The organism is Streptomyces abyssomicinicus, from assembly GCF_008974245.1.
Lineage (GTDB): Bacteria > Actinomycetota > Actinomycetes > Streptomycetales > Streptomycetaceae > Streptomyces > Streptomyces abyssomicinicus.
In genome coordinates this window covers 287,614-310,287 of record NZ_BBZI01000011.1, presented here as the reverse complement: position 1 = coordinate 310,287, position 22,674 = coordinate 287,614, and the positions used below count along the sequence as shown (strand labels likewise).

Below are 22,674 nucleotides of genomic sequence, written 5' to 3'. Positions count from 1 at the left end.
CGAAGACGAGAATCACCAAGAGTGTTCAATCTTCGACAGCTCAGGTAAGACATTCCGCCGTGATCCCTGTAACGCGCGACGAAGCGAGTTCCTATGCCCCCCACACATCTGGCAGCTGAGCTGCGACTCCCCGCCAACTGGCTCGACTACGGGCTGCTGGCCATCTACTTCCTCTTCGTGCTGGGCGTCGGCTTCCTGGCGCGCAAGTCGGTCAAGACCAGCCTCGACTTCTTCCTCTCGGGACGGTCGCTGCCCGCGTGGGTGACGGGTCTCGCCTTCATCTCCGCCAACCTCGGCGCCACCGAGGTCCTCGGAATGGCCGCCAACAGCGCCCAGTACGGCGTCTACACGGTGCACTGGTACTGGATCGGCGCCATCCCGGCCATGGTCTTCCTGGGCCTGGTGATGATGCCGTTCTACTACGGCTCCAAGGTCCGGTCGGTGCCCGAGTTCCTGCTGCTGCGCTTCGACAAGTCGGCGCACCTGCTGTCCTCGGTGCTCTTCGCCTTCGCCGCCATCCTGATCGCCGGCGTCAACCTGTACTCGCTGGCGATCGTGGTCGAGGCGCTGCTCGGCTGGCCGGAGTGGGTGGCCATCGTGGTGGCGGGCTTCTTCGTCCTCGCCTACATCACCATCGGCGGTCTCTCCTCGGCGATCTACAACGAGGTGCTGCAGTTCTTCGTCATCCTGGCGGCGCTGATCCCGATCACGGTCCTCGGCCTGAAGCGGGTCGGCGGCTGGGACGGCCTGACCGACTCGCTCACCGCGCAGAAGGGCGGCGACTTCGTCACCGCGTGGGGCGGCACCGGGATCGGCAGCGACAACCCGCTCGGCGCCAACTGGCTGACCATCGTCCTGGGCCTCGGCTTCGTGCTCTCCTTCGGCTACTGGACGACCAACTTCGCCGAGGTCCAGCGCGCGCTGTCCGCCAAGAACCTCTCGGCCGCCCAGCGCACCCCGCTGATCGCCGCGTTCCCGAAGATCTTCATCGTCTTCCTGGTGATGATCCCCGGCCTGGTCGCCGCCGTGCTGGTCCCCAAGATCGGCCAGGCCTCCTCCGGCCTGGAGTACAACGACGCGATCCCCTACCTGATGGGCCAGCTGCTGCCCAACGGTGTGCTCGGCATCGCGATCACCGGTCTGGTCGCGGCGTTCATGGCCGGCATGGCGGCCAACGTCTCCTCCTTCAACACGGTCTTCACCACCGACATCTGGGCGAAGTACGTGAAGCGGGGCCAGGAGGACGCCTACTACCTGCGGTTCGGCCGGCTGATCACCGTGCTCGGCGTGCTGGCCTCGATGGGCACGGCGTTCCTCGCGTCGACCTTCTCCAACATCATGTCCTACCTGCAGACGCTGTTCTCCTTCTTCAACGTCCCGATGTTCGTGGTCTTCATCATCGGCATGTTCTGGAAGCGCGCGTCCATGGTCTCCGGCTTCTGGGGTCTGCTCGCCGGCACGGTCTCGGCGATGGTGAACTACTTCGTCATCTACAAGCAGGGCGTCATCGACATCCCCTCCGACCAGGGCGCCAACTTCGTCTCGGCGATCGTCGGCTTCGTGGCCGGCGCGGTGGTGATGGTCGCGGTCTCGCTCTTCACCCGGCCCAAGCCGATCGAGGAACTGCAGGGCCTGGTCTACGGCACCAAGTCGCCCGGCATGTCCGAGCCGGCCGCCGAGGGCGACGACGCCTGGTACCGCAGGCCCGCCCTCCTGGGCTGGGGAGCGATCATCCTGGCCGCCGCCTGCTACATCCCGTTCTCGTTCTAAGAGCGCACGCGGGAGAATGGAGAGACCATGTCCGAGTTTTCCGAGAAGGACGTCCAGCGGTCGGTCACCGAGCTGGAGACCAAGTCCGCCAGCGCCGCGCGCCTCTTCGACATCCGCCGCATCATCGGCTTGCTGTTCGTCGTGTACGGCGTGATCGTCACGATCTGCGGGATCGCGCCGTCCGACGGCTCGCTCGACAAGGCCGAGGGGGTCAACATCAACCTGTGGACCGGGCTGGCCATGCTGGCGCTGGGCCTGTTCTTCCTGGTCTGGCTCAAGCTCCGCCCGGCCGCCCCGCCGCCGCCCCCGGTGGGCATGGAGGAACGGGAGCTGGGCGGCGACCACTGAGGTCCGCCGCGGACGACGAGGGCCGGGCACCCCGCGGGGTGCCCGGCCCTCCCGCGTGCCGACGAGGACGGCGCGGTCAGGGCCGGTCCAGCAGGCCGGTGCGGGCGGCGAGCGCCGCCGCCTCCAGGCGGGATCCGACGCCGAGCTTCATCAGCACCCGCTGGACGTGGGTGCGCGCCGTGCTGGGCGCTATCCCCATGCCCTGGGCGATCAGCCGGGTGTCCTCGCCCTCCGCGACCCGCACCAGCACCTCGGCCTCGCGCGGGGTCAGCGCGGACAGCAGCCGCCGCCCCTCGTCGTCGGGCTCCGCCACCGGATGGAGCAGGTCGTGGAAGGCGCCCTGGAGCAGCCCCGGCGCGACCGCCGCCTCACCGGCCCGGGCCTTGACGATGGCCCGCTCGACACCTTCGATCCGCTCGTCGTGGCGGACGTAGCCCGACGCCCCGGCCGCGAACGCCGCCGCGATGCCCCGGGGGCTGGGCACCGGGCCCAGCACCACCACCGCAACCTGCGGCCGCTCCCGTTTGATCCGCTCCACCGGGTCGAACGCCCCCGGCCGGGCGGGTTCGGCGGTGCCCATCAGGCACACCTCCGGCGCCCGGCCGATCACCAGCTCGGCGGCGCCGGCCGCGGGAGCGGCCGCGGCCAGCACCCGGTGCCCGCGCAGTTTCAGGGCGGAGGCCAGTGCCTCCGCGTGCAGTCGGTGGTCGTCGACCACCATGAGCCGCACTCCCATCGAACCCCCCACCCTTGCCCCCGGTCCGAGGCCCCCCGGCACTCGCGACCTGTATGGACCGGGAAGCTACACGCTTGTTCGACGCCGCGCTCCCCCATCGGCCGACATGTGCCTCGTATCGGCGAATCGGGCGGGGGCCCGCCCGGCGCGGCCGGACCGAACGGCCGGCTGCCGGACGGGCCCCGTGGCCCTGCCCTCGGCGGTGCGGGCGGTCAGCCCTTGGCGCCGTAGGCGACCGCCAGCATGGTCTGCGAGCTGGCGGAGTCCTTGGCGTACACCTCGCTCATGAAGAGCCGGCCGTCGGCGTACAGGTACTCCTCGTACTCCGGCGAGAACTCGAACTCGACCTCCAGCGTCTTCGGGTCGGCCGGCAGCTGCAGGAGCACCGTCTCCTTGAAGCTTTCGCCGTCGATGCTGACGATCTGGCCGCCCTTGTCGTACGGGGGCCGCTTGTAGGCGATCAGGTTGCCGCCGTCGGCGCGCAGCGGGTGCAGCGACGCGTTCTCGCCCGCCTCGGCCTTCTGACCGGTCGCCTTGCCGGTGGCGAGGTCGATGGCGACGACCTCGTTGCTGCGTCCGCCGTCGCCGCCGGTGTCGTGCTCCTCGGTGGGCAGGAAGAGCCGGTCGCCGCTGACGGCCAGGCCCGAGCACTTCTCGACGCGGGTGATGCCGTCGCAGTCGGCGGCGTAGGTGTCGCCGGGGGCGGAGATCTTGGCGCGGAGCTTGCCGGTGGCGGCGTCGATGGAGAAGAAGTCGGAGATGCCGCTGCCGTCCCCGGCGGTGTCGCCGACGTCGGCCGCGACCACCAGCGGGGAGGTGGAGACCACCGACGCGTACTCGACGCCCTCGGGCATCTTGTACTCGGAGAGCACGGTGCCCTTCCTGGGGTCGACGGTCTGGATGTGCAGCTGCCGGGCGTCGTACGCGCCGCAGCGGCGGACCGCGACGAGGGCTTCGCCTCCGCCGTAGCCGGAGTCCTGGCACTCGTCACCCACCTTGGGCTGCCACAGCGACTCGCCGCTGGACAGGTCCCAGGCGGCCCCGCCGGAGCTGGATCCGGCGGCGACGGTGGTGCCGCTGAGGGTGACGTTGTCGAACCCGATGGCCCGGTCGCCGTTCTTGGCGTTCTTCGTCCACAGCTTCTTGCCGGTGGCGAGGTCGAGCGCGGTGACCTCGCTGCAGCCGTGCATGGGCGTCTTGACGGTCGGCATCTCCGCCTCGTGGACGATGACGGTCTTTCCGTCGTCCGTCGTGTGGTGGGAGGTGGAGCAGACCGGACCCGGCAGCGGGATCGTCCACTTCTTCGCGCCGTCGTCCTTGCCGTACGCGTTGATCTCGGCGACGCCGCTCTTGACGAAGGCGTCCTTGGTGATCCAGGAGCCCTCGATGGTGACCTGAAGGCCCTTGTCGACCTTCGGCGCGTCGAGCTGGTAGAGCAACGCCGCCGAGGGGTCGGACGGCGCCTTCTCCGTGCCGCCTCCGGTGCCCTTGGCGTCGCCGCCGCCGTCGGTGGAGCCGCCGGCCGTCGGGGCCGTGTCGTCCTTGCCCTGCGAGTACCAGACGCCGCCGCCGATGATCAGCGCGATGGCCACCACGGCGGACACCACGATCGCCGCCTGGGCGCGCAGCGCCTTGCGCTCGGCCTCACTGCGCTGTGCCGTGGGCTGGGCGGCGGGCTGCGGCACGGTCGGGGCCACGTGCTGCGCGGGGTAGCCGTACTGCGGTGCCGCGGGCTGCGTCTGCGGGGGCTGCTGCTGCAGGTAGGGGTTGGGCGTCGGAGGGGTCTGCGGGGTCTGCGGGTATCCGTAGCCCGCCGCCGGCTGGGCGTGCGCGGGCGTGCCGGGCGACGCCCCGTAGGGCGGCGGGGGCGGGGGCTGGGACGGGGACTTGCCGAAGGAGACCTGGGTGGGGTCGTGGGCGCCGCCGTCCCCCTGCGGGGGCCGGCCGGGCTCGGGCGGCTGGGTCATCGGGCACCTCGGAAACGGGTCGGGTGGGGGGATCGGCCGGGACGGGACGTGTCGGCCGGCGGGAGATGTCGGTCGGGGCTGCCCGGGCAGCCGGGGCTGCACGGGCCGGCATGGGGCCGGCCCGGGGCCGGGCTACTTGGCGAAGGCCATCATCAGTTTCTCCTCGAGGTCGTCGCTGCCGGTCAGCCGGTCGACGGAGAGGAAGAGGCGGCCGCCGGACCAGGCGACGTCACCCCCGAGGAAACCGTTCTCCAGCGGCGCCCCGGCCGCCGGGTGCCGCAGCAGCTTCTGCGGCTCGTGGCTGCCGGCCGTCGGCACGGCCACCACCTGGCCGCCCTGGTCGTAGGTGGCCCCGACGTAGGCGACGAGCCTGCCGTTCTCCACCGCCAGCGGATGCATCGAGGAGTCGGCGGGGGACTTCACCCGCCACTGCTCCTTGCCGGTGTCCAGGCCGACCGCGACGATCTCGTTGGGACCGGTGACGGCCTTGGTGGCCAGGTACATGTTCTTGTCGTCGACGACGAAGTCGCAGGACTCCAGCGCCTTGTTGAGGATGGACATGCCGGAGCAGCGGAAGTCGAGCTCGGTCTTGCCGTCGAGTCCGACCTGGGAGCGGGTCTTGCCGCCGGCGTCGAACACGGAGATGTCGCCCTGCTCCTTGTCGCGGTTGACCCCCTGGACCACCAGCGGCGTCACGCTGTAGACCTTCTCGACCTCCCAGCCCTTGTTCAGCGGGACCGTCCAGCGCACCTTGCCGGTCGCGGGGTCGAGTTCGCGGAGTTCGTCGTGCGCCTTGTCGGTGGCGGCGGCGCAGGAGGCGGCGACGATCAGCCGCTGGGCGTCGCCGGCGAATCCGGACGGGAAGCAGGAGGCGCCGTACTTGACGATGTCGTACCGCTTCTTGCCGGTCTTCATGTCGTAGCCGACGGCGGACTGGGAGCGGCCGACGACGAGGCTGTCCCCGGCCAGGCTGAGGGAGAGCTCGGAGGTGCCGTCGAAGAGACCGCCCTCGCCGATCTCGATCTCCCAGCCGCGCTCGCCGGTGCGCAGGTCGAGTTCCTGGACGCGGTTGCACTTGGCGCGTGAGCTGGTGCCGCTCTTGTAGGCGACGGCTATTCGGCCGTCGTCGGTGGTCCGCCGCGTCACCGCGCAGATCTCCGCGGGGAAGGTGACCGGCTTCCACGCCTCGTCGCCGTTCGCGGCCTTCCAGCCGAAGACCTGCTTGTACGCGGCCTTCACGGCGACGTCGCCCACCACCCACATGCCGGGCGCCGAGGCCCCGCCCTTGGGGCTGTCGGGTGCGCCCTTGTACCAGGCGACGCGGTCCTCACCGGGGGCCCGCTCACCGTTGATGTCGATCTCCTTGCCGCCTCCGCCGTTGCCGTCGCCCTGGTCGACGCTGACGGACGGCTCGGGGGACGCCTCCTGGGTGGGCTGCGGGCCGGCCTTCTCCTCGGGGGAGTCGTCGGAGCCGGTCAGGGCCCAGGCACCGCCGCCGATCAGCAGCGCGGCCGCCACCGCGACGGCTCCGAACGCGAGGGCGGGCCGGGTCCGGAACGGGTTGCGCGAACCGGTCGCGGCCGGCGGCTGCGGGACGCCGGCGTAAGGGCCGGGGGCGCCCTGCGGATACCCACCCGGGGCCTCCGGCCCGGGGTGGCCCCAGCCGGGCTGCGGCGCGTAGGGGCCGGCCTGCGGCTGTCCCGGCTGCCCGTAGGGACCGGCGGCATAGGGACCGGGCTGCCCGTACGGCCCCGGCGGACCCGGCTGACCCGGCTGGCCGGGCTGCCCGAACGCCCCCGGCTGACCCGGCTGACCCGGCTGCGGGGGGCCGTAGCCGGCCGGCGGCGCGCCGAAGCCCGCCCCGGGCGGCTGCTGGGGCGCGCCGAAGCCTCCCGCGGGCGGGGCGGGAGGGGCCGGCGGCTGCGCGGGCGGGGCCGGCGGCTGCTGCTGCGGCGCGCTGTGGCCGGGCGGCGGGGCAACCTGAGGGTTCTGCGGGTCCGCGGGCTTGCCCAGCGGGTCCTCGGACGGCCGGGACGGCTGGTCGGGCGGCTGAGTCATCAGCGTCTCCCCCTCTTCACTGACCGGCGCGCCCGCGCCTGTCCGCTTCCTGGGCCCCTCAGCGGCACTCAAGGACCGGTTGTCATACCGGGGCCTTTTCTATCACCCGCGCCGGAACGCGACGGGCCGGTTCCTCCCCTGTTCCCAAGGGAGAACCGGCCCGTGACGTCGCTGTTATCGGTGACGTCCCGTCAGGGCGCCGGGGACGGTCAGGCGTCCTCGGCGAGCTCGAGCCACTGCATCTCCAGCTCGTCCCGCTCGCCCGCGAGTTCGCGCAGCTTGGCGTCGAGTTCCGCCACCTTCGCGAAGTCCGTGGCGTTGTCGGCGATCTGGGCGTGCAGCTTGCCCTCCTGCTCGGAGATCTTGTCGAGCCTCCGCTCGATCCTCTGGAGCTCCTTCTTGGCGGCGCGCTGGTCGGCGGCGCTCTTCTCGGCGGCGGGCTTCGCCGCCGGCGCCGGGGCGGAGGCGGCGGCCGCCTCCTCCATCCTCCGGCGGCGCTCCAGGTACTCGTCGATCCCCCGCGGCAGCATCCGCAGGGTGGAGTCGCCGAGCAGGGCGAACACCCGGTCGGTGGTGCGCTCGACGAAGAACCGGTCGTGGGAGATCACGATCATCGAGCCGGGCCACCCGTCGAGGACGTCCTCCAGCTGGGTGAGGGTCTCGATGTCGAGGTCGTTGGTGGGCTCGTCGAGGAAGAGGACGTTGGGCTCGTCCATCAGCAGCCGCAGCAGCTGGAGGCGGCGGCGCTCACCGCCGGAGAGGTCTCCGACCGGCGTCCACTGCTTCTCCTTGGTGAAGCCGAACGTCTCGCAGAGCTGGCCGGCGGTCATCTCCCGCCCCTTGCCCAGGTCCACGCGCTCGCGCACCTTCTGGACCGCCTCCAGGACCCGCCAGTTCGGGTCCAGTTCGGCGACCTCCTGCGAGAGGTAGGCCAGCTTGACCGTCCGGCCCACCTTGATCCGCCCGGCGGCGGGCTGCTCCTCGCCCTCGCTGCGGGCGGCGGCGGCCATGGCGCGCAGCAGCGAGGTCTTGCCGGCGCCGTTGACGCCGACCAGGCCGATGCGGTCACCGGGGCCGAGCTGCCAGGTGACGTGCTCCAGCAGCGTCTTGGGGCCTGCCTGGACGGTCACGTCCTCCAGGTCGAAGACCGTCTTCCCGAGGCGGGAGGAGGCGAACTTCATCAGCTCGCTGCTGTCGCGCGGCGGCGGGACGTCGGCGATCAGCTCGTTGGCGGCCTCGACGCGGAAGCGGGGCTTGGAGGTGCGGGCGGGGGCGCCGCGGCGCAGCCAGGCCAGTTCCTTGCGGACCAGGTTCTGCCGCTTGACCTCCTCGGTCTGCGCGATCCGCTCGCGTTCGGCGCGGGCGAAGACGTAGTCGGAGTAGCCGCCCTCGTACTCGTGGACGTCGCCGCGCTGCACGTCCCACATGCGGGTGCAGACCTGGTCGAGGAACCAGCGGTCGTGGGTGACGCAGACGAGGGCGGAGCGGCGGGCGGCGAGGTGGGCGGCGAGCCAGGCGATGCCCTCGACGTCGAGGTGGTTGGTGGGCTCGTCCAGGACGATCAGGTCCTGCTCGGCGATGAGCAGCTTGGCCAGCGCGATGCGGCGGCGCTCGCCTCCGGAGAGGGGGCCGATGACGGTGTCCAGGCCCTTGGGGAAGCCGGGGAGGTCCAGGCCGCCGAAGAGGCCGGTGAGGACGTCGCGGATCTTGGCGTCGCCGGCCCACTCGTGGTCGGCGAGGTCGCCGATCACCTCGTGCCGGACGGTGGCCTCCGGGTCGAGGGAGTCGTGCTGCGTCAGCACGCCCAGACGGAGGCCGCCCACGTGGGTGACGCGGCCGGTGTCCGGCTCCTCCAGCTGCGCGAGCATCCGGATCAGGGTGGTCTTGCCGTCGCCGTTGCGGCCGACGACGCCGATGCGGTCGCCCTCGGAGACGCCGAGGGAGATGCCGTCCAGGAGGGTACGGGTGCCGTACACCTTGTGGACGTTCTCGACATTGACCAGGTTGACGGCCATTTCTCTCCAACCGAGGGGGACGAGCTCAGCGGTCCAGGTTAGCCCGCGCGGGGGCCCCGCTCCGCCGCTGCGGGGTTTCGCCGGGCCTGTGCGTACGCGCGGGTGCGCGGGCGCGGGTGGGCTGACGCCGCGCGGGCGAACCGTCCCGTGCGTACGCACCGCCTGCGCCCACCCGTGCCGCCCAGCGGCACGACTGCCCGCAGGGTGAACGGGCCTGCCTGCACCTCTGCGGGCGGCTGGGCCGCCCAGGGGGCGATGGGGGTCCCCCCTGCTCGAGCGAAGCCGAGAGCTTGGGGGAGGGCGGGCGCTGGCCGGCTCCCTCCGCGGCGAGCGGCTCGCCCCACCTGGCCCCGGTGCAGCGGTGCCGTGCGCACGGGACGGTTCCCCCGCGTCGCGTCGGCCCGCGGCCGGCGAAGGTGGGGCTCACGTGCGGCGAGGGCCCGTAAAGGGGCCTCACGGAATCACCGGGGGGCGTGTTTCGCGGCGACCACCGCGTCGAAGACGTCCCGCTTGGGGAGTCCCGCCTCCGCGGCGACCGCGGCGATGGCCTCCTTGCGCCGCTCCCCCGCCTCCTCCCGCACCCGCACGCGCCGGACGAGTTCGTCGGCGTCCACGTCGCCCGGCGCGGGTTCGGGCGCGCCCTCGACCACCACCGTGATCTCGCCCCGCACCCCCTCCTTCGCCCACGCCGCCAGCTCCGCCAGCGGTCCCCGCCGGACCTCCTCGTAGGTCTTGGTCAGCTCCCGGCAGACCGCCGCCCGCCGGTCGCCGCCGAACACCTCGGCCATCGCGTCGAGCGTGTCGTCCAGCCGGTGCGGTGCCTCGAAGTAGACGAGGGTGCGCCGCTCCCCGGCGACCTCCCGCAGCCGTCCCAGCCGCTCGCCGGCCTTGCGCGGCAGGAACCCCTCGAAGCAGAACCGGTCCACCGGCAGCCCGGAGAGCGCCAGCGCGGTCAGCACCGCCGACGGCCCCGGCACGGCGGTGACCTTGATGTCGTGCTCCACGGCGGCGGCGACCAGCCGGTACCCGGGGTCGGAGACCGACGGCATGCCCGCGTCCGTCACCAGCAGCACCCGCGCGCCGCCCCGCAGCGCCTCGACCAGCTCGGGCGTGCGGGCGGTCTCGTTGCCCTCGAAGTAGGAGACGACCCGCCCCTCGGTGCGCACCCCGAGCGCCTGGGTGAGGCGGCGCAGCCTGCGGGTGTCCTCGGCGGCGACCACATCCGCCGTGGCGAGTTCCTGGGCCAGGCGCGGCGGGGCGTCCGCCACGTCCCCGATGGGCGTGCCGGCGAGCACGAGCACCCCGCCCGCCGGGGAGGAGGGAGAGGAAGAGGGGGAGGAGCCGGGGGAAACGGACACGGAGGGCGTGTCGGAAGGCGTATCGGTCACCATTCCATCGTCCCAGCCCGCCAACCCTGCCCCACGCACCGCCCTGTTCCCTACGATGGCGCGGTGACCAGTACCCCGACCGACACGGACCTCCGGCAGGACCGGCCGCCGCTCAAGGGCGAGGCCGCGGGCCCGCCCGTCGGCGACGTCCGCAGCCGGCTGGTGCCCCCGTTCATGTCGCCCGGCCCGCGCCTGTGGGAGACGCTGCGGATCCCGCCGGGGACCGGCGACACCGTCGCGCGCTGGACCGGCTGGGTGGGCCCGCTGCTGGTCACCCTCTTCGCCGGCCTGCTGCGGTTCCGGGACCTGGGGAGCCCCCGGGCGGTGATGTTCGACGAGACGTACTACGCGAAGGACGCGTGGGCGCTCGTCCACCGCGGGTTCGAGCTGAGCTGGCCCAAGGACGTCGACAAGCTGATCATCGAGCAGGGCGGCGACGTCCCGCTGCCGGTCGACCCGGCCTACGTGGTGCATCCGCCGGTCGGCAAGTACGTGATCGGGCTGGGCGAGCTGATGTTCGGCTTCGACCCGTTCGGCTGGCGGTTCATGGTCGCGGTGCTCGGCACGCTGTCGGTGCTGATGCTCTGCCGGATCGGCCGCCGGATGTTCCGCTCGACGTTCCTCGGGTGCCTGGCCGGTCTGCTGCTGGCGGTCGACGGACTGCACTTCGTGATGAGCCGGACCGCGCTGCTGGACGGCGTGCTGATGTTCTTCGTGCTGGCCGCGTTCGGCTGCCTGGTGGTGGACCGGGACCGGGCGCGGGCCCGGCTGGCCGCCGCGCTGCCGGCGGACGACCGGGGCTGGGTGCGGCCGGACGCGGAGATCGCGCGGACGCTGCGGCTGGGCGCGCGGCCCTGGCGGTGGGCGGCCGGCCTGATGCTGGGCCTGGCCATCGGCACCAAGTGGAGCGGGTTCGTGGTGCTGGCGGCGTTCGGTCTGCTGACGGTCCTGTGGGACGTGGGCGCCCGGCGTACCGCGGGGGCGCGGAACCCGTACACGGCGGTGCTGCGGCGGGACGTGGTGCCGGCGTTCGTGGCGACGGTGCCGGTCGCCGTCGTGACCTATGTGGCGTCGTGGACCGGCTGGATCCTCTCCTCCGACGACGGCACGGGCGGCTACTACCGCAACTGGGCGGCCACCGAGGGGCAGAACGCGGGCTGGACGTTCCTGCCGGAGTGGCTGCGCAGCCTCTGGCACTACGAGAGCCAGGTGTGGGGCTTCCACGTCGGCCTGACCTCGCCGCACACCTACGAGTCGAACCCGTGGTCGTGGCTGGTGATGGGCCGCCCGGTCTCCTACTTCTACGAGTCGCCCGGCCCGGGCCAGGACGGCTGTCCCTCGGACGTGGTGGACAAGTGCGCCCGCGAGGTGCTGGCCATCGGCACCCCGATGCTGTGGTGGGCGGGCTGCTTCGCGCTGCTGTACGTGCTGTGGCGGTGGGCGCTGCGCCGCGACTGGCGGGCCGGGGGGATCCTGTGCGGGATCGCGGCCGGGTACCTGCCGTGGTTCATGTACCAGGAGCGGACGATCTTCCTGTTCTACGCGGTGGCCTTCGTGCCGTTCCTCTGCCTGGCGCTGGCGATGACGGCGGGGGCGCTGTTGGGGCGGCCGGACGCGGGCGAGACGCGGCGGGTGGCGGGGATCTCCGGGGTGGGCCTGCTGGTGCTGATGGTGGTGTGGAACTTCGCGCACTTCTGGCCGATCCTCGCCGGGGAGCCGATCCCGCTGGAGGAGTGGCAGACCCGGATGTGGCTGGACACGTGGGTGTGACGGCCGGGGTGTGACGGCCGGGGTGTGACGGCCGGGGTGTGACGGCCGGGGTGTGACGGCCGGGGTGTGACGGCCGGGGTGTGACCCCCGGCGCGTCACCGCGGTGCCCGTGACGGCCGGGGTCCGACGACGGCGGGCGGAGGGGCGGTCGCGGCAACGTACGCTGGTGCCGTGAGCAGCCCCACCCCCGCCGACGCCCTTCTCGGTCCCGCAGACGTACGCGAACTCGCCGCCGCCCTCGGGGTCCGCCCCACCAAGCAGCGCGGCCAGAACTTCGTGATCGACGCCAACACGGTGCGCCGTATCGTCCGCACCGCCGAGGTCCGCCCCGAGGACACCGTGGTCGAGGTGGGCCCGGGTCTGGGTTCGCTGACGCTGGCCCTGCTGGAGGTCGCCGACCGGGTCACCGCCGTGGAGATCGACGACGTGCTGGCGGCCGCGCTGCCCGCGACGATCTCCGCCCGGATGCCGGAGCGCGCCGAGCGGTTCGCGCTGGTCCACTCCGACGCGATGCAGGTGACGGAGCTGCCCGGTCCGGCCCCGACGGCGCTGGTGGCGAACCTGCCGTACAACGTGGCGGTGCCGGTGCTGCTGCACATGCTGGAGAGGTTCCCCAGCATCGAGCGCACGCTGGTGATGGTGCAGGCCGAGGTCGCCGACCGGCTGGCCGCGGGGCCGGGCAACAAGGTGTACGGCGTGCCGTCGGTGAAGGCCAACTGGTACGCCGAGGTCAAGCGCGCCGGGGCGATCGGGCGGAACGTGTTCTGGCCCGCCCCCAACGTGGACAGCGGCCTGGTCTCGCTGGTCCGCCGCACCGAGCCGATCGCGACCTCCGCCTCCCGGCAGGAGGTGTTCGCGGTGGTCGACGCCGCGTTCGCGCAGCGCCGCAAGACGCTGCGGGCGGCGCTGGCCGGGTGGGCCGGGTCGGCCGCCGCCGCGGAGGCCGCGCTGGTCGCCGCCGGGGTGTCGCCGCAGGCCCGCGGCGAGGCCCTCACCGTGCACGAGTTCGCCCGCATCGCCGAGAACCGCGGCGCCGGGCAGCACGGCACCGCCGAGCGGAAGGACTCCCCGGCGTGAGCGTCACCGTCCGCGTCCCCGCGAAGGTCAACGTGCAGCTCGCGGTGGGCGCCGCGCGTCCGGACGGGTTCCACCCGCTGGCCAACGTCTTCCTCGCCGTCGGGCTGTACGACCGGGTGACGGTCACCCCGGCCGAGGAGCTACGGGTCACCTGCTCGGGCCCCGACGCGGACCAGGTGCCGCTGGACGCCACCAACCTGGCGGCCCGCGCGGCCCTCGCCCTGGCGGAGCGGTACGGGCGCACCGGCCGGGACGCCGCCGTGCACCTCCACATCGACAAGGACATCCCGGTGGCCGGGGGTATGGCCGGCGGCAGCGCGGACGGCGCGGGCGCGCTGCTCGCCTGCGACGCGCTGTGGGGCACCGGCGCCTGTCGCGAGGAGCTGCTGGAGATCTGCGCGGAGCTCGGCAGCGACGTGCCGTTCAGCCTGGTCGGCGGGGCGGCGCTGGGTGTCGGCCGCGGTGAGCTGCTGACGCCGCTGGAGGTGGGCGGCGACTTCCACTGGGTGTTCGCGATGGCCACCCGCGGCCTGTCGACGCCCGCCGTGTTCCGCGAGTTCGACCGTCTCACCGAGCACGCCGTGGTCCCCGAGCCGGTGGCGAGCGAGCCGCTGCTGGCGGCGCTGGCCAAGGGCGACGTGGACGCGCTGGCCGAGGCGGTCGCCAACGACCTCCAGCCGGCGGCGCTCTCCCTCTTCCCCGAGCTGGCCCGCACCCTCGAGGCGGGCCGCGCCGCGGGTGCGGTGGCGGCCCTGGTCTCCGGCTCCGGCCCCACCACGGCCTACCTGGCCCGTGACGCCGCGTCCGCCGCCCGGATCGCCGACGCCCTCACCGCGTCGGGCACCTGCCGCGACGTCCGCCTGGCCACGGGGCCCGCGCCGGGGGCGACGGTCCTCTAGAGGTTGTCGACCGCGGTCAGGTCGACGGTGATGTCGTAGGGCTCGTGCACCTTCAGCTGGTCGCGGTGCATTCCGGTGTGCACGTAGGTCCGGGTGAGCGGGTCCAGCGCGTAGGTGTGCACCACCGGGTGCGCCGTCTCGCCGTTCCGCTCGACCCGCCAGAAGTGCGGGATGCCGGCGGCGGCGTACTTGTACGGCTTGGTCGTCCGGTCCCTGGACTCGGAGTCCGGGGTAACGACCTCGACGGCCAGCAGGACGTCGGCTGCCTCGTAATGCGTCTGATCCGGCCCGGTGATCGCCTCGGCGCGGACCACGCTCACGTCCGGCTCCGGTCCGTTACGCCGGTCGAGGACGATCGTCATCTCCCGGCTCACCCGGAGCTCGGCGGGCAAGCTGCTGCGCAGCCCTTGGACCAACAGGTCGACCACGTTGCCGTGGAAGCGTCGTTGCGGACTCACGAAGACCAGACTCCCGTCGATCAGCTCGGTGTGCGGCGGGAGATCCGGCAGCGTGAACAGGTCGTCCACGGTGTAGCCGTCCTGCGGCGGCACCGGCCAGTGAGTCTGCTGCTCCATGGGCTTGGCGGCGGTCATGGTTCCTCCCATGGACGGCATCCTGCGACCAGGTGTCCCACCGTATCCGGCGGACGGAGATCGGGTCATCACAACGAGTGATGACCCGTCGCGTGGTGTCGCTCTCCCGGCGCCGCGAAGCGCGTCCTCACCGGTGGACATAGCCTGGAAGGAAGGACATGCCGTCGCGTCGGAAGGAGCGGGCATGACCACGCAGCATCCGTACCGCGCCCAGGAGGCGTACTCCTTCGCCTGCATGCGCTGCGGGTACGGCTGGGAGCAGGACTACGAGATCCACCACCACATCCGCGCCGACGGCTCCGAGACGGTGACCTACCGCGCCGACGGCGAGACCGTTCCCTCACCCCTCTCCCGGCCGACCTGCGTGAACTGCGGCAGTCACGTCGTGCGGATCATGCAGCCGGGGCGGGTGCACGTCTTCGAGGAGCTGCTGCAGGGCTCGCACCAGGCGCCGCCCCACGGCCGCCACTGGTGGAACCGCCCGGTGTCCTGAGCCCGCGGTCCCGGGAGCGGCGTCCGCGTCCGCGTTCGTAGGATCGGTGGCATGCCTTCGAAGAACCACGCCGAAGCCCCTCCGCCGCCCGAGCCGCTGAGGGTGGCGGTCGCCGACTCGCACACCCACCTGGACATGCAGTCCGGCACCGTCGAGGAGGCCCTCGCGGCGGCGGCCGCGGTGGGCGTGAACACGCTGGTCCAGGTCGGCTGCGACCTGAAGGGTTCACGCTGGGCCGCCGAGACGGCCGCGGCGCACGCGGACGTCCACGCCGCCGTCGCGCTGCACCCGAACGAGGCGCCTCGCGTCGTGCTGGGCGACCCGGACGGCTGGTCGCGGCAGGGCGCGCGCGAGGCGGGCGGGGAGGCGGCGCTGGACGAGCAGCTCGCCGGGATCGACGCGCTGGCCGCGCTGGAGCAGGTGAAGGCGGTCGGCGAGACCGGGCTGGACTTCTTCCGCACCGGTGACGAGGGCCGCGCGGCGCAGGAGCGGTCGTTCCGCGCCCACGTCGAGATCGCCAAGCGGCACGGCAAGGCGCTGGTCATCCACGACCGGGACGCCCACGCGGACGTGCTGCGGGTGCTGAAGGAGGAGGGCGCCCCGGAGCGCACCGTCTTCCACTGCTACTCCGGCGACGCGGAGATGGCGGAGATCTGCGCGCGCGAGGGCTACTACATGTCGTTCGCCGGCAACGTCACCTTCAAGAACGCCCAGAACCTGCGGGACGCGGTGGCGGTGGCCCCGGCGGAGCTGCTGCTGGTGGAGACCGACGCGCCGTTCCTCACGCCGTCGCCGTGGCGGGGCCGGCCCAACGCGCCGTACCTGATCCCGGTCACCGTCCGGGCGATGGCCGAGGTGCGCGGGATGCCGGAGGAGGCGCTGTGCGAGGCGATCGCCGCCAACACCGCGCGGGCCTTCGGCTACCGGGCTCCGTAGGGAGACCGCCGCGGGCGGGCCGTCCAGGGCGGTCCGAGGGCCGGGCCCGGGGCCGTTCCAAGGCCGCCCCAAGGCCCGCCGGTCCCAACGCCGGGCCCGGGGCCGGCCCGACGCCGTCACAGTGCCGTTTCAGCCTCGCCGAACCGTCACAGTGCCGTTTCAGCCGTCGCGGAGCCGTCCCGGGGCCGTCGCGAAACCGTTTCACCGCGTCCCGTCGTCCTCCTCCGTGCCATCGGTCACACACCTGGGGAGGGGAGCGCTGGTGCGCAAGGGAGCGAAGGTCGCCGTGGTGTCCACGGCGTGCGCCGTGCTGCTGGGCGTGGCGGGGTACGGGACGTACAACGTGATGTCGGCCCTCGGGGGCGACGGGATCGCCCTCGCCGCGGCCGACCCGGACGATCCGCTGGACGCCGACGACGTCCGGGAGGCGTCGTCGGCCTTCTTCGACGCGTGGGAGAAGGCCGACGGGTACGCCGCCGCCGCTGCCACCAACGACGAGGCGGCGGCGGGCGCCCTGCTGAACGGGCTGTCCGAGCAGGCCTCGGTGGGCGACGTGCGGATCACCCCGAAGAAGGCGAAGGGCACCACCGTCCCGTACTCGGTGCGGGCGACCGTGAGCCTGGACGGGAGGAGCGAGCCGCTCGCCTACGACACCGAGCTGACCGTGGTGCGCGGCCGCACCACCGGGAAGCCCCTCGTCGACTGGGCGCCGACGGTCGTGCACCCGGAGCTGGAGGAGGGCGACACGCTGGTCACCGGGCCCTCGGACCTGCCCGCGATCGAGGTGCTGGACCGTGACGGGAAAGTACTGACCGCGAAGAAGTACCCGTCGCTGGGGCCGGTCGCCGACGAGCTGAGGGAACGTTACGGCAGCTCGGCGGGCGGCAGCCCGTCGGTGGAGCTGGTGATCCGGCACGCCGGGCAGAACGCACCGGACACCCCCCTGCTGACCCTCGCCGAGGGCAAGGCGGGCACGGTCCGCACCACGATCTCCGCCGCCGCCCAGAAGGCCGCCGAGCAGGCGGTGAAGGAGTACCCGGAGTCCTCGGTGGTCGCGCTGAAGCCCAGCACCGGAGAGGTGCTCGCGGTGGCCAACCACCGCTCGGACGGCTTCAACGCGGCGTTCCAGGGCCGGCTCGCGCCCGGTTCCACGATGAAGATCGTCACCGCGGCCATGCTGATCGAGGAGGGCGTCACCCATGCGGGCGGCCCGGCGCCCTGCACCGCGGACGCGATGTGGCAGGGCCAGACCTTCCGGAACGTCACCGGGCTCGCGCCGAACGAGAACGCCACCCTGGCCGACAGCTTCGCCCGGTCCTGCAACACCGCCTTCATCAAGCTGATCGACGAGGTGGAGGACGACACCCTGACCAGGGTCTCGCAGGAGCGGTTCGGGCTCGGCCGCGACGACTGGAAGACGGGCATCGTCTCCTTCGACGGCAGCGTCCCGCCCTCCGGCGGCCCGGACCGCGCGGCCAACGCGATCGGCCAGGGCCAGGTGCAGCTGAGCCCGCTCGACGTCGCCTCGGTCACGGCCACCGCGAAGACCGGCGCGTTCAAGCAGCCCTACCTGGTGTCGCCCGAGCTCGACGACCGGCGGCTCGCCACCGCCCGCGGCCTCGCCCCGGACGTCGCCGCGCAGCTGCGCCGGATGATGCACCTGACCGCCACCCAGGGGTCGGGACGGGACGCGATGCGCGGTCTCGGCCCGGACATCGGCGCCAAGACCGGCTCCGCCGAGGTCGACGGGCAGGAACTGCCCAACAGCTGGTTCACCGGATACCGCGGTGACGTCGCCGCCGCGGCGGTCGCCCAGCAGGGCGGGCGGGGCGGTGAGGCGGCCGGCCCCATCGTGGCCGCGGTGCTGCGGGCGGGCGGGTGACGACCGTCACTCCCCTGCCCTGCGAACCCGTCTGACCTGCGTCGACGTGCCCGCCCCCGATGGGCCCGGGACATCACGGGTGGGCAATCCGCCGTCCCCCTCCCCTGATGTCCGTCCGCGCTGAGAGCATGAGCACCGCACTGCGCGTACCGCACGCACCCCAGCGCTCCGGCCGGCTCCTCCGGCCAGGACAGCGATCCATCTCCGGAGGAACAGACCGTGGGCAAGAGAAGGCGTGTCCCCGAGCGCCGGGGCCTGGGACGCCGTCCCGCCCTGACCGGCCTGCTGGTCGCCGCCGCGGTGGCCGGCCTGGGCACCGGCGGCTACGTGGTGTTCGGCGACGGCGCCTCCGCGGCCGGCTCCACGCAGTCCACCGAGGAGCGGCGCAACGCCCCGCTGACCGCCGCCGACGTGTCGGCCGCCGCCGAGACCTTCCTCGCCGCCTGGCAGAAGGGCGACGTCGCCACCGCCGCCCGGGCCACCTCCGACCCGGAGGCGGCCCGCGTCCACCTGACCGGCTGGACCGGCGAGGCGGGCATCACCGCCGCCTCCTTCACCGCCGGCCGGCCGAAGGGGGACGCGCTGGAGTTCGCGGTGCGGGCCACCGTCACCCACGAGAAGCTGAGCGAGCCGCTGGCCTACGACGGCCGGCTCACCGTGGTGCGCCGCGAGACCGACGGCGAGCCGGTCGTCCGGTGGCGCCCCTCGGTCCTCCACCCGGAGCTGAAGGACGACGAACGCCTGGTCACCGGCGAGGCGGGAAGCGCGCCGGTCACGGCGCTGGACCGCGACGGCGGGGAACTGACCACCGCCGCCTACCCCTCCCTCGGCCCGGTCCTGGAGAGCCTCGCGGAGAAGTACGGCGAGAAGTCCGGCGGCACCCCGGCCGTCGCCCTGCGCGCGGTCCCCGCCGACAGCCTCCAGGCCGCGGAGGGCAGCGGGAAGAACGGCGACAAGCCGCCGAAGGAGAAGAAGGACGAGGCGGGCAAGGCGGACGGGGAGGAGGCCGAGGGGCGGGAGCTGCTGCTGCTCGCCGAGGCCACCCCCGGGGAGGTGAGGACCACGCTCCACCCCGGCCTGCAGAAGCTGGCCGAGGAGAAGGTGGCCGCCAAGCCGCGTTCCTCGGTGGTGCTGATGCGCGCCTCCACCGGCGAGATACTCGCCACCGCCAACTCCGACCCCGAGGTCGACACCGCCCTCCGGGGCTCCCTGGCCCCCGGCTCCACCATGAAGGTGATCTCCTCCGCGATGCTGCTGGAGAAGGGCCTGGCCGCCAACGACCGCGAGCACCCCTGCCCCAAGTACTCCTCGTACGGCGGGTGGAAGTTCCAGAACGACGACAAGTTCGCGATGAAGGACGCCTCCTTCAAGGCGAGCTTCGCCCGGTCCTGCAACACCGCCTTCATCAGCCAGGCGGAGAAGCTATCCGACGACGATCTCACCAAGGAGGCCCAGCAGGTCTTCGGCCTGGGCCTGAACAACTGGTCGGTGGGCGTCTCCACCTTCGACGGGGCCGTCCCGGTGCAGTCGGACGCCCCGATGGCGGCCTCGCTGATAGGCCAGGGCGGCGTGCGGATGAACCCGCTCAACATGGCCTCGGTCTCCGCGACCGTCGCCGCCGGGTCCTTCCACCAGCCGTACCTGGTGCCGCCCACCGTGGACGGGCGCGCGCTGGCCCAGGCATCGCGCGGCATGACCTCCGCCGCGCTGGGGCAGCTGCGGGAGCTGATGCGCTACACCGCGCAGGCGGGCACCGCGGCGGAGCCTATGGCCGGACTCGGCCCGTCCTACGGCGCCAAGACCGGCACCGCGGAGGTGGAGGGCCAGTCCAAGCCCAACGGCTGGTTCACCGCTTACCGGGGGGACTTCGCCGCCTCCGCGGTGGTCCGCGAGAGCGGCCACGGCGGCGAGCACGCGGGGCCGATCGTCGCCGCCCTCCTGCGCGCGACGGGCTGAACCGCGCCGGCTCGGGGCTGCCTGGCCCCGCCGGCTCAGGGCTGCGGAGCCCTCGCCGGCTCGCGGCCAGGGGCTGCCGAGCCCCGTCGGCTCGCGGCCGCCGAGCCCCGCCGGCGCGGGGCCGCGCCGCCCGGTGCGAAAAGCCGTTGCGGTGCGGACCGGGTGGCGTGGGAGCATCCCGGGATGCTGATCCGTGAGGCAACCGAGGCCGACTGGCCCGCCGTCTGGCCGTTCTTCCGGCGGATCGTGGCGGCCGGCGAGACCTACCCCTACCCGCTGGACCTCGGTGAGGAGGAGGGCCGCGGCTGGTGGCTGCTGCCCGCGCCGGACCGGACCGTGGTCGCGGTGGACGACGAGGGCGGCGGCGGGATCGTCGGCAGCGCCAAGATGAACTGCAACATGTCCCGTACCGGCAACGCGCGCCACATGGCGAGCGCCAGCTTCATGGTCGACCCGGACCACTCCGGCCGCGGCGTGGGCCGGGAGCTCTGCTCGTACGTGATCGACTGGGCGCGGGAGTCCGGGTTCCGGGCGATCCAGTTCAACGCGGTGGTGGAGACCAACGTCCGCGCGGTGAAGCTGTACGAGTCCCTGGGGTTCCGGATCGTGGGGACCGTTCCGGAGGGGTTCCGGCACCCCCGGCACGGGCTGGTCGGCGTGCACGTGATGCACCTGGCGCTGTGAGTGCCCCCGCGCGGGCGGTGCGGCGAGCGCCCCCGCGCGGGTCGCGGTTCAGGCCGCCGTCAGGGACTCCCGCACCGCCCGGACCAGGGCCTGGGCGCGGGGGTCCGCGGTGACCGACGTCAGGAAGCCGTTGGTCACGTAGCCGAAGGCGACGCCGCTCTCCGGGTCGGCGAACCCCAGCGCGCCGCCGCGGCCGGGGTGGCCGAAGGAGCCCGGGGCGAGCAGCGGGGAGGCGGGGCCGTGCAGCATGTACCCCGCGCCGAAGCGGGTGTTGACCACCAGGACGCGGTCCGGGCCCACCGAGTGCACGGTACGGGCCAGTTCCAGGGTCGACGGGGTGAACAGCGGCCGCCGGCCGTCGAGTTCGCCGGTCAGGGCCGCGTAGAAGCGGGACAGCCCCGCGGCCGTGGCGACGCCGTTCGAGGCGGGCAGTTCGGCCGCGCGGTAGGCGGGGTCGTTCTCGTCGGGGGCCGGTGAGACCGCGCCGAACGCCCGCCGGGTGAGCGAGCGCGGGTCCGCTTGGGCCTCGGCGACGGCCCGCTTGGGGCGTGCCCTCAGACCCGGCGCGCCGGCGCCGTCCGGTGCCGGCAGCGGTCCGCAGCGCCCGGCGCGTGCGGCCTCGGCGGCCGGGAGTCCGATCCACAGGTCGATGCCGGCCGGTCCGGTGACCTCGTTCGCCAGCCAGGTGCCCAGCGACACCCCGGTCACCCGCCGCACCAGCTCGCCGAGCAGCCAGCCGAAGGTCTGCGCGTGGTAGCCGTGGTCGGTGCCCGGCTCCCAGGCCGGCGCCTGTGCGGCCGTCGCCGCAGCGGTGCGTTCGGGGTCGAGCATCTCGGCGGGGGTCAGCGGCCGGTCCACGGCGGGCAGTCCGGCCCGGTGCGCCAGCAGGTGCCGGACGGTCACCCGCTCCTTGCCGGCCGCCTTGAAGGCGGGCCAGTGCTCCGCCACCGGCGCGTCCAGGTCCAGCAGTCCCCGCTGGTGGAGCAGCAGCACCACGGCCGCCGCCACGCCCTTGGTGGCCGACCGCACGACCTGTGCCGTGCCCTGCTCCCAGGGCCGGTCCCCGTCGACGTCCCGGGCGCCGCCCCACAGGTCCACGACCTTCCGGCCGTGCAGGTGGACGGCGACCGCCGCGCCGCGTTCGCCGAGGCGCGTGAAGTTGCGCTCGAAGGCCTCCCGGACGGGGGCGAACCGGTCGGTCACCGTGCCGTCGACGTCCACCTGGTCCACCGTTTCCTCGATCGGGCTCTTCGCACGTCCGTCGTGCCAACCGGCGCAACAAGCGGCCCGGGTCCCCGATTCCGCGCCGCGGGGTGGCGGCGGTCACAGTACGGGCGGGGACCGCTCAGCGCGGGGAGAAGCCGAACGGCAGCTCCAGCCGGTGGGCGTGCAGCAGCGTCTCGTCGGCCAGCAGCTTCGGCGTCGGGCCGTCCGCGACGATCGTGCCGCCGGACAGGACCAGCGAGCGCGGGCAGAGCTCCAGCGCGTAGGGCAGGTCGTGGGTGACCATCAGGACGGTGACGTCCAGCGAGGTCAGGATCTCGGCGAGCTCCCGCCGGGAGGCGGGGTCCAGGTTGGAGGACGGCTCGTCGAGGACGAGGATCTCCGGCTCCATCGCCAGCACGGTGGCCACCGCCACCCGGCGGCGCTGTCCGAACGACAGATGGTGGGGCGGGCGGTCGGCGTGCTCGGCCATGCCCACCCGTTCCAGCGCCCGGGTCACCCGGGCCTCCAGCTCGGCCCCGCGCAGACCGGCGTTGGCCGGGCCGAAGGCGACGTCCTCGCGGACGGTGGGCATGAAGAGCTGGTCGTCGGGGTCCTGGAAGACGATGCCGACCCGCTGCCTGACCTCGGCCATGTGGGCCCGGTCCACGGGCAGCCCGGCCACCCGCACGCTGCCGGCGCCGGCCGTGAGGATGCCGTTGAGGTGCAGGACCAGGGTGGTCTTCCCCGCGCCGTTGGGTCCGAGCAGTGCGACGCGCTCGCCCCGTTCCAGGGCGAAGTCCACCCCGAAGAGGGCCTGGTGGCCGTCGGGGTAGGCGAAGGCGAGGCCGGAGACCTCCAGGGAGTACGGCACGGGGTTCGTCGTCAGGGGGTCGGTC

18 protein-coding genes are annotated in these 22,674 nt (G+C 73.3%); 10 read left to right on the top strand and 8 right to left on the bottom strand.

Annotated elements, in window-relative coordinates:
- The first annotated feature begins 93 nt into the window (after positions 1 to 93).
- Positions 94 to 1,770: a sodium:solute symporter family protein gene (locus tag GBN72_RS26705; protein ID WP_151774457.1), complete on the top strand. Its 1,677-nt coding sequence runs from the start codon at positions 94 to 96 to the stop codon at positions 1,768 to 1,770.
- 27 nt (positions 1,771 to 1,797) lie between these two features.
- Complete coding sequence (locus tag GBN72_RS26700; protein WP_151774456.1) at positions 1,798 to 2,118, top strand: hypothetical protein; 321 nt, start codon at positions 1,798 to 1,800, stop codon at positions 2,116 to 2,118.
- A gap of 76 nt (positions 2,119 to 2,194) precedes the next feature.
- Here the strand turns inward: GBN72_RS26700 and GBN72_RS26695 are convergent, their stop codons facing one another.
- The 5 genes from GBN72_RS26695 to rsmI all read right to left on the bottom strand — a co-directional run bounded on the left by GBN72_RS26695 (position 2,195) and on the right by rsmI (position 10,252).
- On the bottom strand, positions 2,195 to 2,854 hold the full coding sequence (locus GBN72_RS26695; protein ID WP_151774455.1) for a response regulator transcription factor: 660 nt from the start codon (positions 2,852 to 2,854) through the stop codon (positions 2,195 to 2,197).
- Between the two features lie 212 nt (positions 2,855 to 3,066).
- Positions 3,067 to 4,821, bottom strand: a complete 1,755-nt coding sequence (locus GBN72_RS26690; RefSeq protein WP_151774454.1) for an outer membrane protein assembly factor BamB family protein — start codon at positions 4,819 to 4,821, stop codon at positions 3,067 to 3,069.
- 132 nt (positions 4,822 to 4,953) lie between these two features.
- Complete coding sequence (locus GBN72_RS26685; RefSeq protein WP_151774453.1) at positions 4,954 to 6,879, bottom strand: outer membrane protein assembly factor BamB family protein; 1,926 nt, start codon at positions 6,877 to 6,879, stop codon at positions 4,954 to 4,956.
- Between the two features lie 209 nt (positions 6,880 to 7,088).
- Positions 7,089 to 8,894, bottom strand: coding sequence for an ABC-F family ATP-binding cassette domain-containing protein (locus tag GBN72_RS26680; protein WP_151774452.1), 1,806 nt, complete (start codon positions 8,892 to 8,894; stop codon positions 7,089 to 7,091).
- Positions 8,895 to 9,355: 461 nt separating this feature from the next.
- On the bottom strand, positions 9,356 to 10,252 hold the full coding sequence (rsmI, locus tag GBN72_RS26675; protein ID WP_151774451.1) for a 16S rRNA (cytidine(1402)-2'-O)-methyltransferase: 897 nt from the start codon (positions 10,250 to 10,252) through the stop codon (positions 9,356 to 9,358).
- 93 nt (positions 10,253 to 10,345) lie between these two features.
- On the opposite strand from rsmI, the gene GBN72_RS26670 reads away from it, so the two are divergent.
- The 3 genes from GBN72_RS26670 (at position 10,346) to GBN72_RS26660 (ending at position 14,028) form a co-directional block, all read left to right on the top strand.
- Positions 10,346 to 12,052: a dolichyl-phosphate-mannose--protein mannosyltransferase gene (locus tag GBN72_RS26670; RefSeq protein WP_151774450.1), complete on the top strand. Its 1,707-nt coding sequence runs from the start codon at positions 10,346 to 10,348 to the stop codon at positions 12,050 to 12,052.
- A gap of 171 nt (positions 12,053 to 12,223) precedes the next feature.
- A complete protein-coding gene (gene rsmA / locus GBN72_RS26665) occupies positions 12,224 to 13,129 on the top strand; it encodes a 16S rRNA (adenine(1518)-N(6)/adenine(1519)-N(6))-dimethyltransferase RsmA (RefSeq protein WP_151774449.1) in 906 nt (301 codons plus the stop codon).
- A complete protein-coding gene (locus tag GBN72_RS26660) occupies positions 13,126 to 14,028 on the top strand; it encodes a 4-(cytidine 5'-diphospho)-2-C-methyl-D-erythritol kinase (protein ID WP_151774448.1) in 903 nt (300 codons plus the stop codon). Before rsmA ends, GBN72_RS26660 begins: the two co-directional genes overlap by 4 nt.
- On the opposite strand, the gene GBN72_RS26655 is transcribed toward GBN72_RS26660, so the two are convergent.
- Positions 14,025 to 14,633, bottom strand: a complete 609-nt coding sequence (locus tag GBN72_RS26655; RefSeq protein ID WP_151774447.1) for a Uma2 family endonuclease — start codon at positions 14,631 to 14,633, stop codon at positions 14,025 to 14,027. The two genes, GBN72_RS26660 and GBN72_RS26655, sit on opposite strands and share 4 nt — an antisense overlap.
- Positions 14,634 to 14,805: 172 nt before the next feature.
- On the opposite strand from GBN72_RS26655, the gene GBN72_RS26650 reads away from it, so the two are divergent.
- From GBN72_RS26650 to GBN72_RS26630, 5 genes are all read left to right on the top strand, one after another.
- Positions 14,806 to 15,114 carry a hypothetical protein gene (locus tag GBN72_RS26650; protein WP_151774446.1) on the top strand — a complete coding sequence of 103 codons (309 nt, stop codon included), beginning with the start codon at positions 14,806 to 14,808 and terminating at the stop codon, positions 15,112 to 15,114.
- 51 nt (positions 15,115 to 15,165) lie between these two features.
- Positions 15,166 to 16,050: a TatD family hydrolase gene (locus GBN72_RS26645; protein WP_151774445.1), complete on the top strand. Its 885-nt coding sequence runs from the start codon at positions 15,166 to 15,168 to the stop codon at positions 16,048 to 16,050.
- A gap of 262 nt (positions 16,051 to 16,312) precedes the next feature.
- The gene (locus tag GBN72_RS26640; RefSeq protein WP_151774444.1) at positions 16,313 to 17,932 is read left to right on the top strand and encodes a penicillin-binding transpeptidase domain-containing protein; all 1,620 of its coding nucleotides are present in this window, start codon (positions 16,313 to 16,315) and stop codon (positions 17,930 to 17,932) included.
- Positions 17,933 to 18,151: 219 nt separating this feature from the next.
- Positions 18,152 to 19,888 carry a penicillin-binding transpeptidase domain-containing protein gene (locus tag GBN72_RS26635; RefSeq protein WP_151774443.1) on the top strand — a complete coding sequence of 579 codons (1,737 nt, stop codon included), beginning with the start codon at positions 18,152 to 18,154 and terminating at the stop codon, positions 19,886 to 19,888.
- Positions 19,889 to 20,071: 183 nt separating this feature from the next.
- Positions 20,072 to 20,572, top strand: a complete 501-nt coding sequence (locus tag GBN72_RS26630; protein WP_151774442.1) for a GNAT family N-acetyltransferase — start codon at positions 20,072 to 20,074, stop codon at positions 20,570 to 20,572.
- A 48-nt stretch (positions 20,573 to 20,620) separates the two neighbouring features.
- Here the strand turns inward: GBN72_RS26630 and GBN72_RS26625 are convergent, their stop codons facing one another.
- Positions 20,621 to 21,793 (bottom strand): serine hydrolase domain-containing protein, encoded by a 1,173-nt coding sequence (locus GBN72_RS26625; protein ID WP_151774598.1) that lies wholly within the window; start codon positions 21,791 to 21,793, stop codon positions 20,621 to 20,623.
- A gap of 124 nt (positions 21,794 to 21,917) precedes the next feature.
- Positions 21,918 to 22,649, bottom strand: a complete 732-nt coding sequence (locus tag GBN72_RS26620; RefSeq protein ID WP_151774597.1) for an energy-coupling factor ABC transporter ATP-binding protein — start codon at positions 22,647 to 22,649, stop codon at positions 21,918 to 21,920.
- Between the last annotated feature and the right edge of the window lie 25 nt (positions 22,650 to 22,674).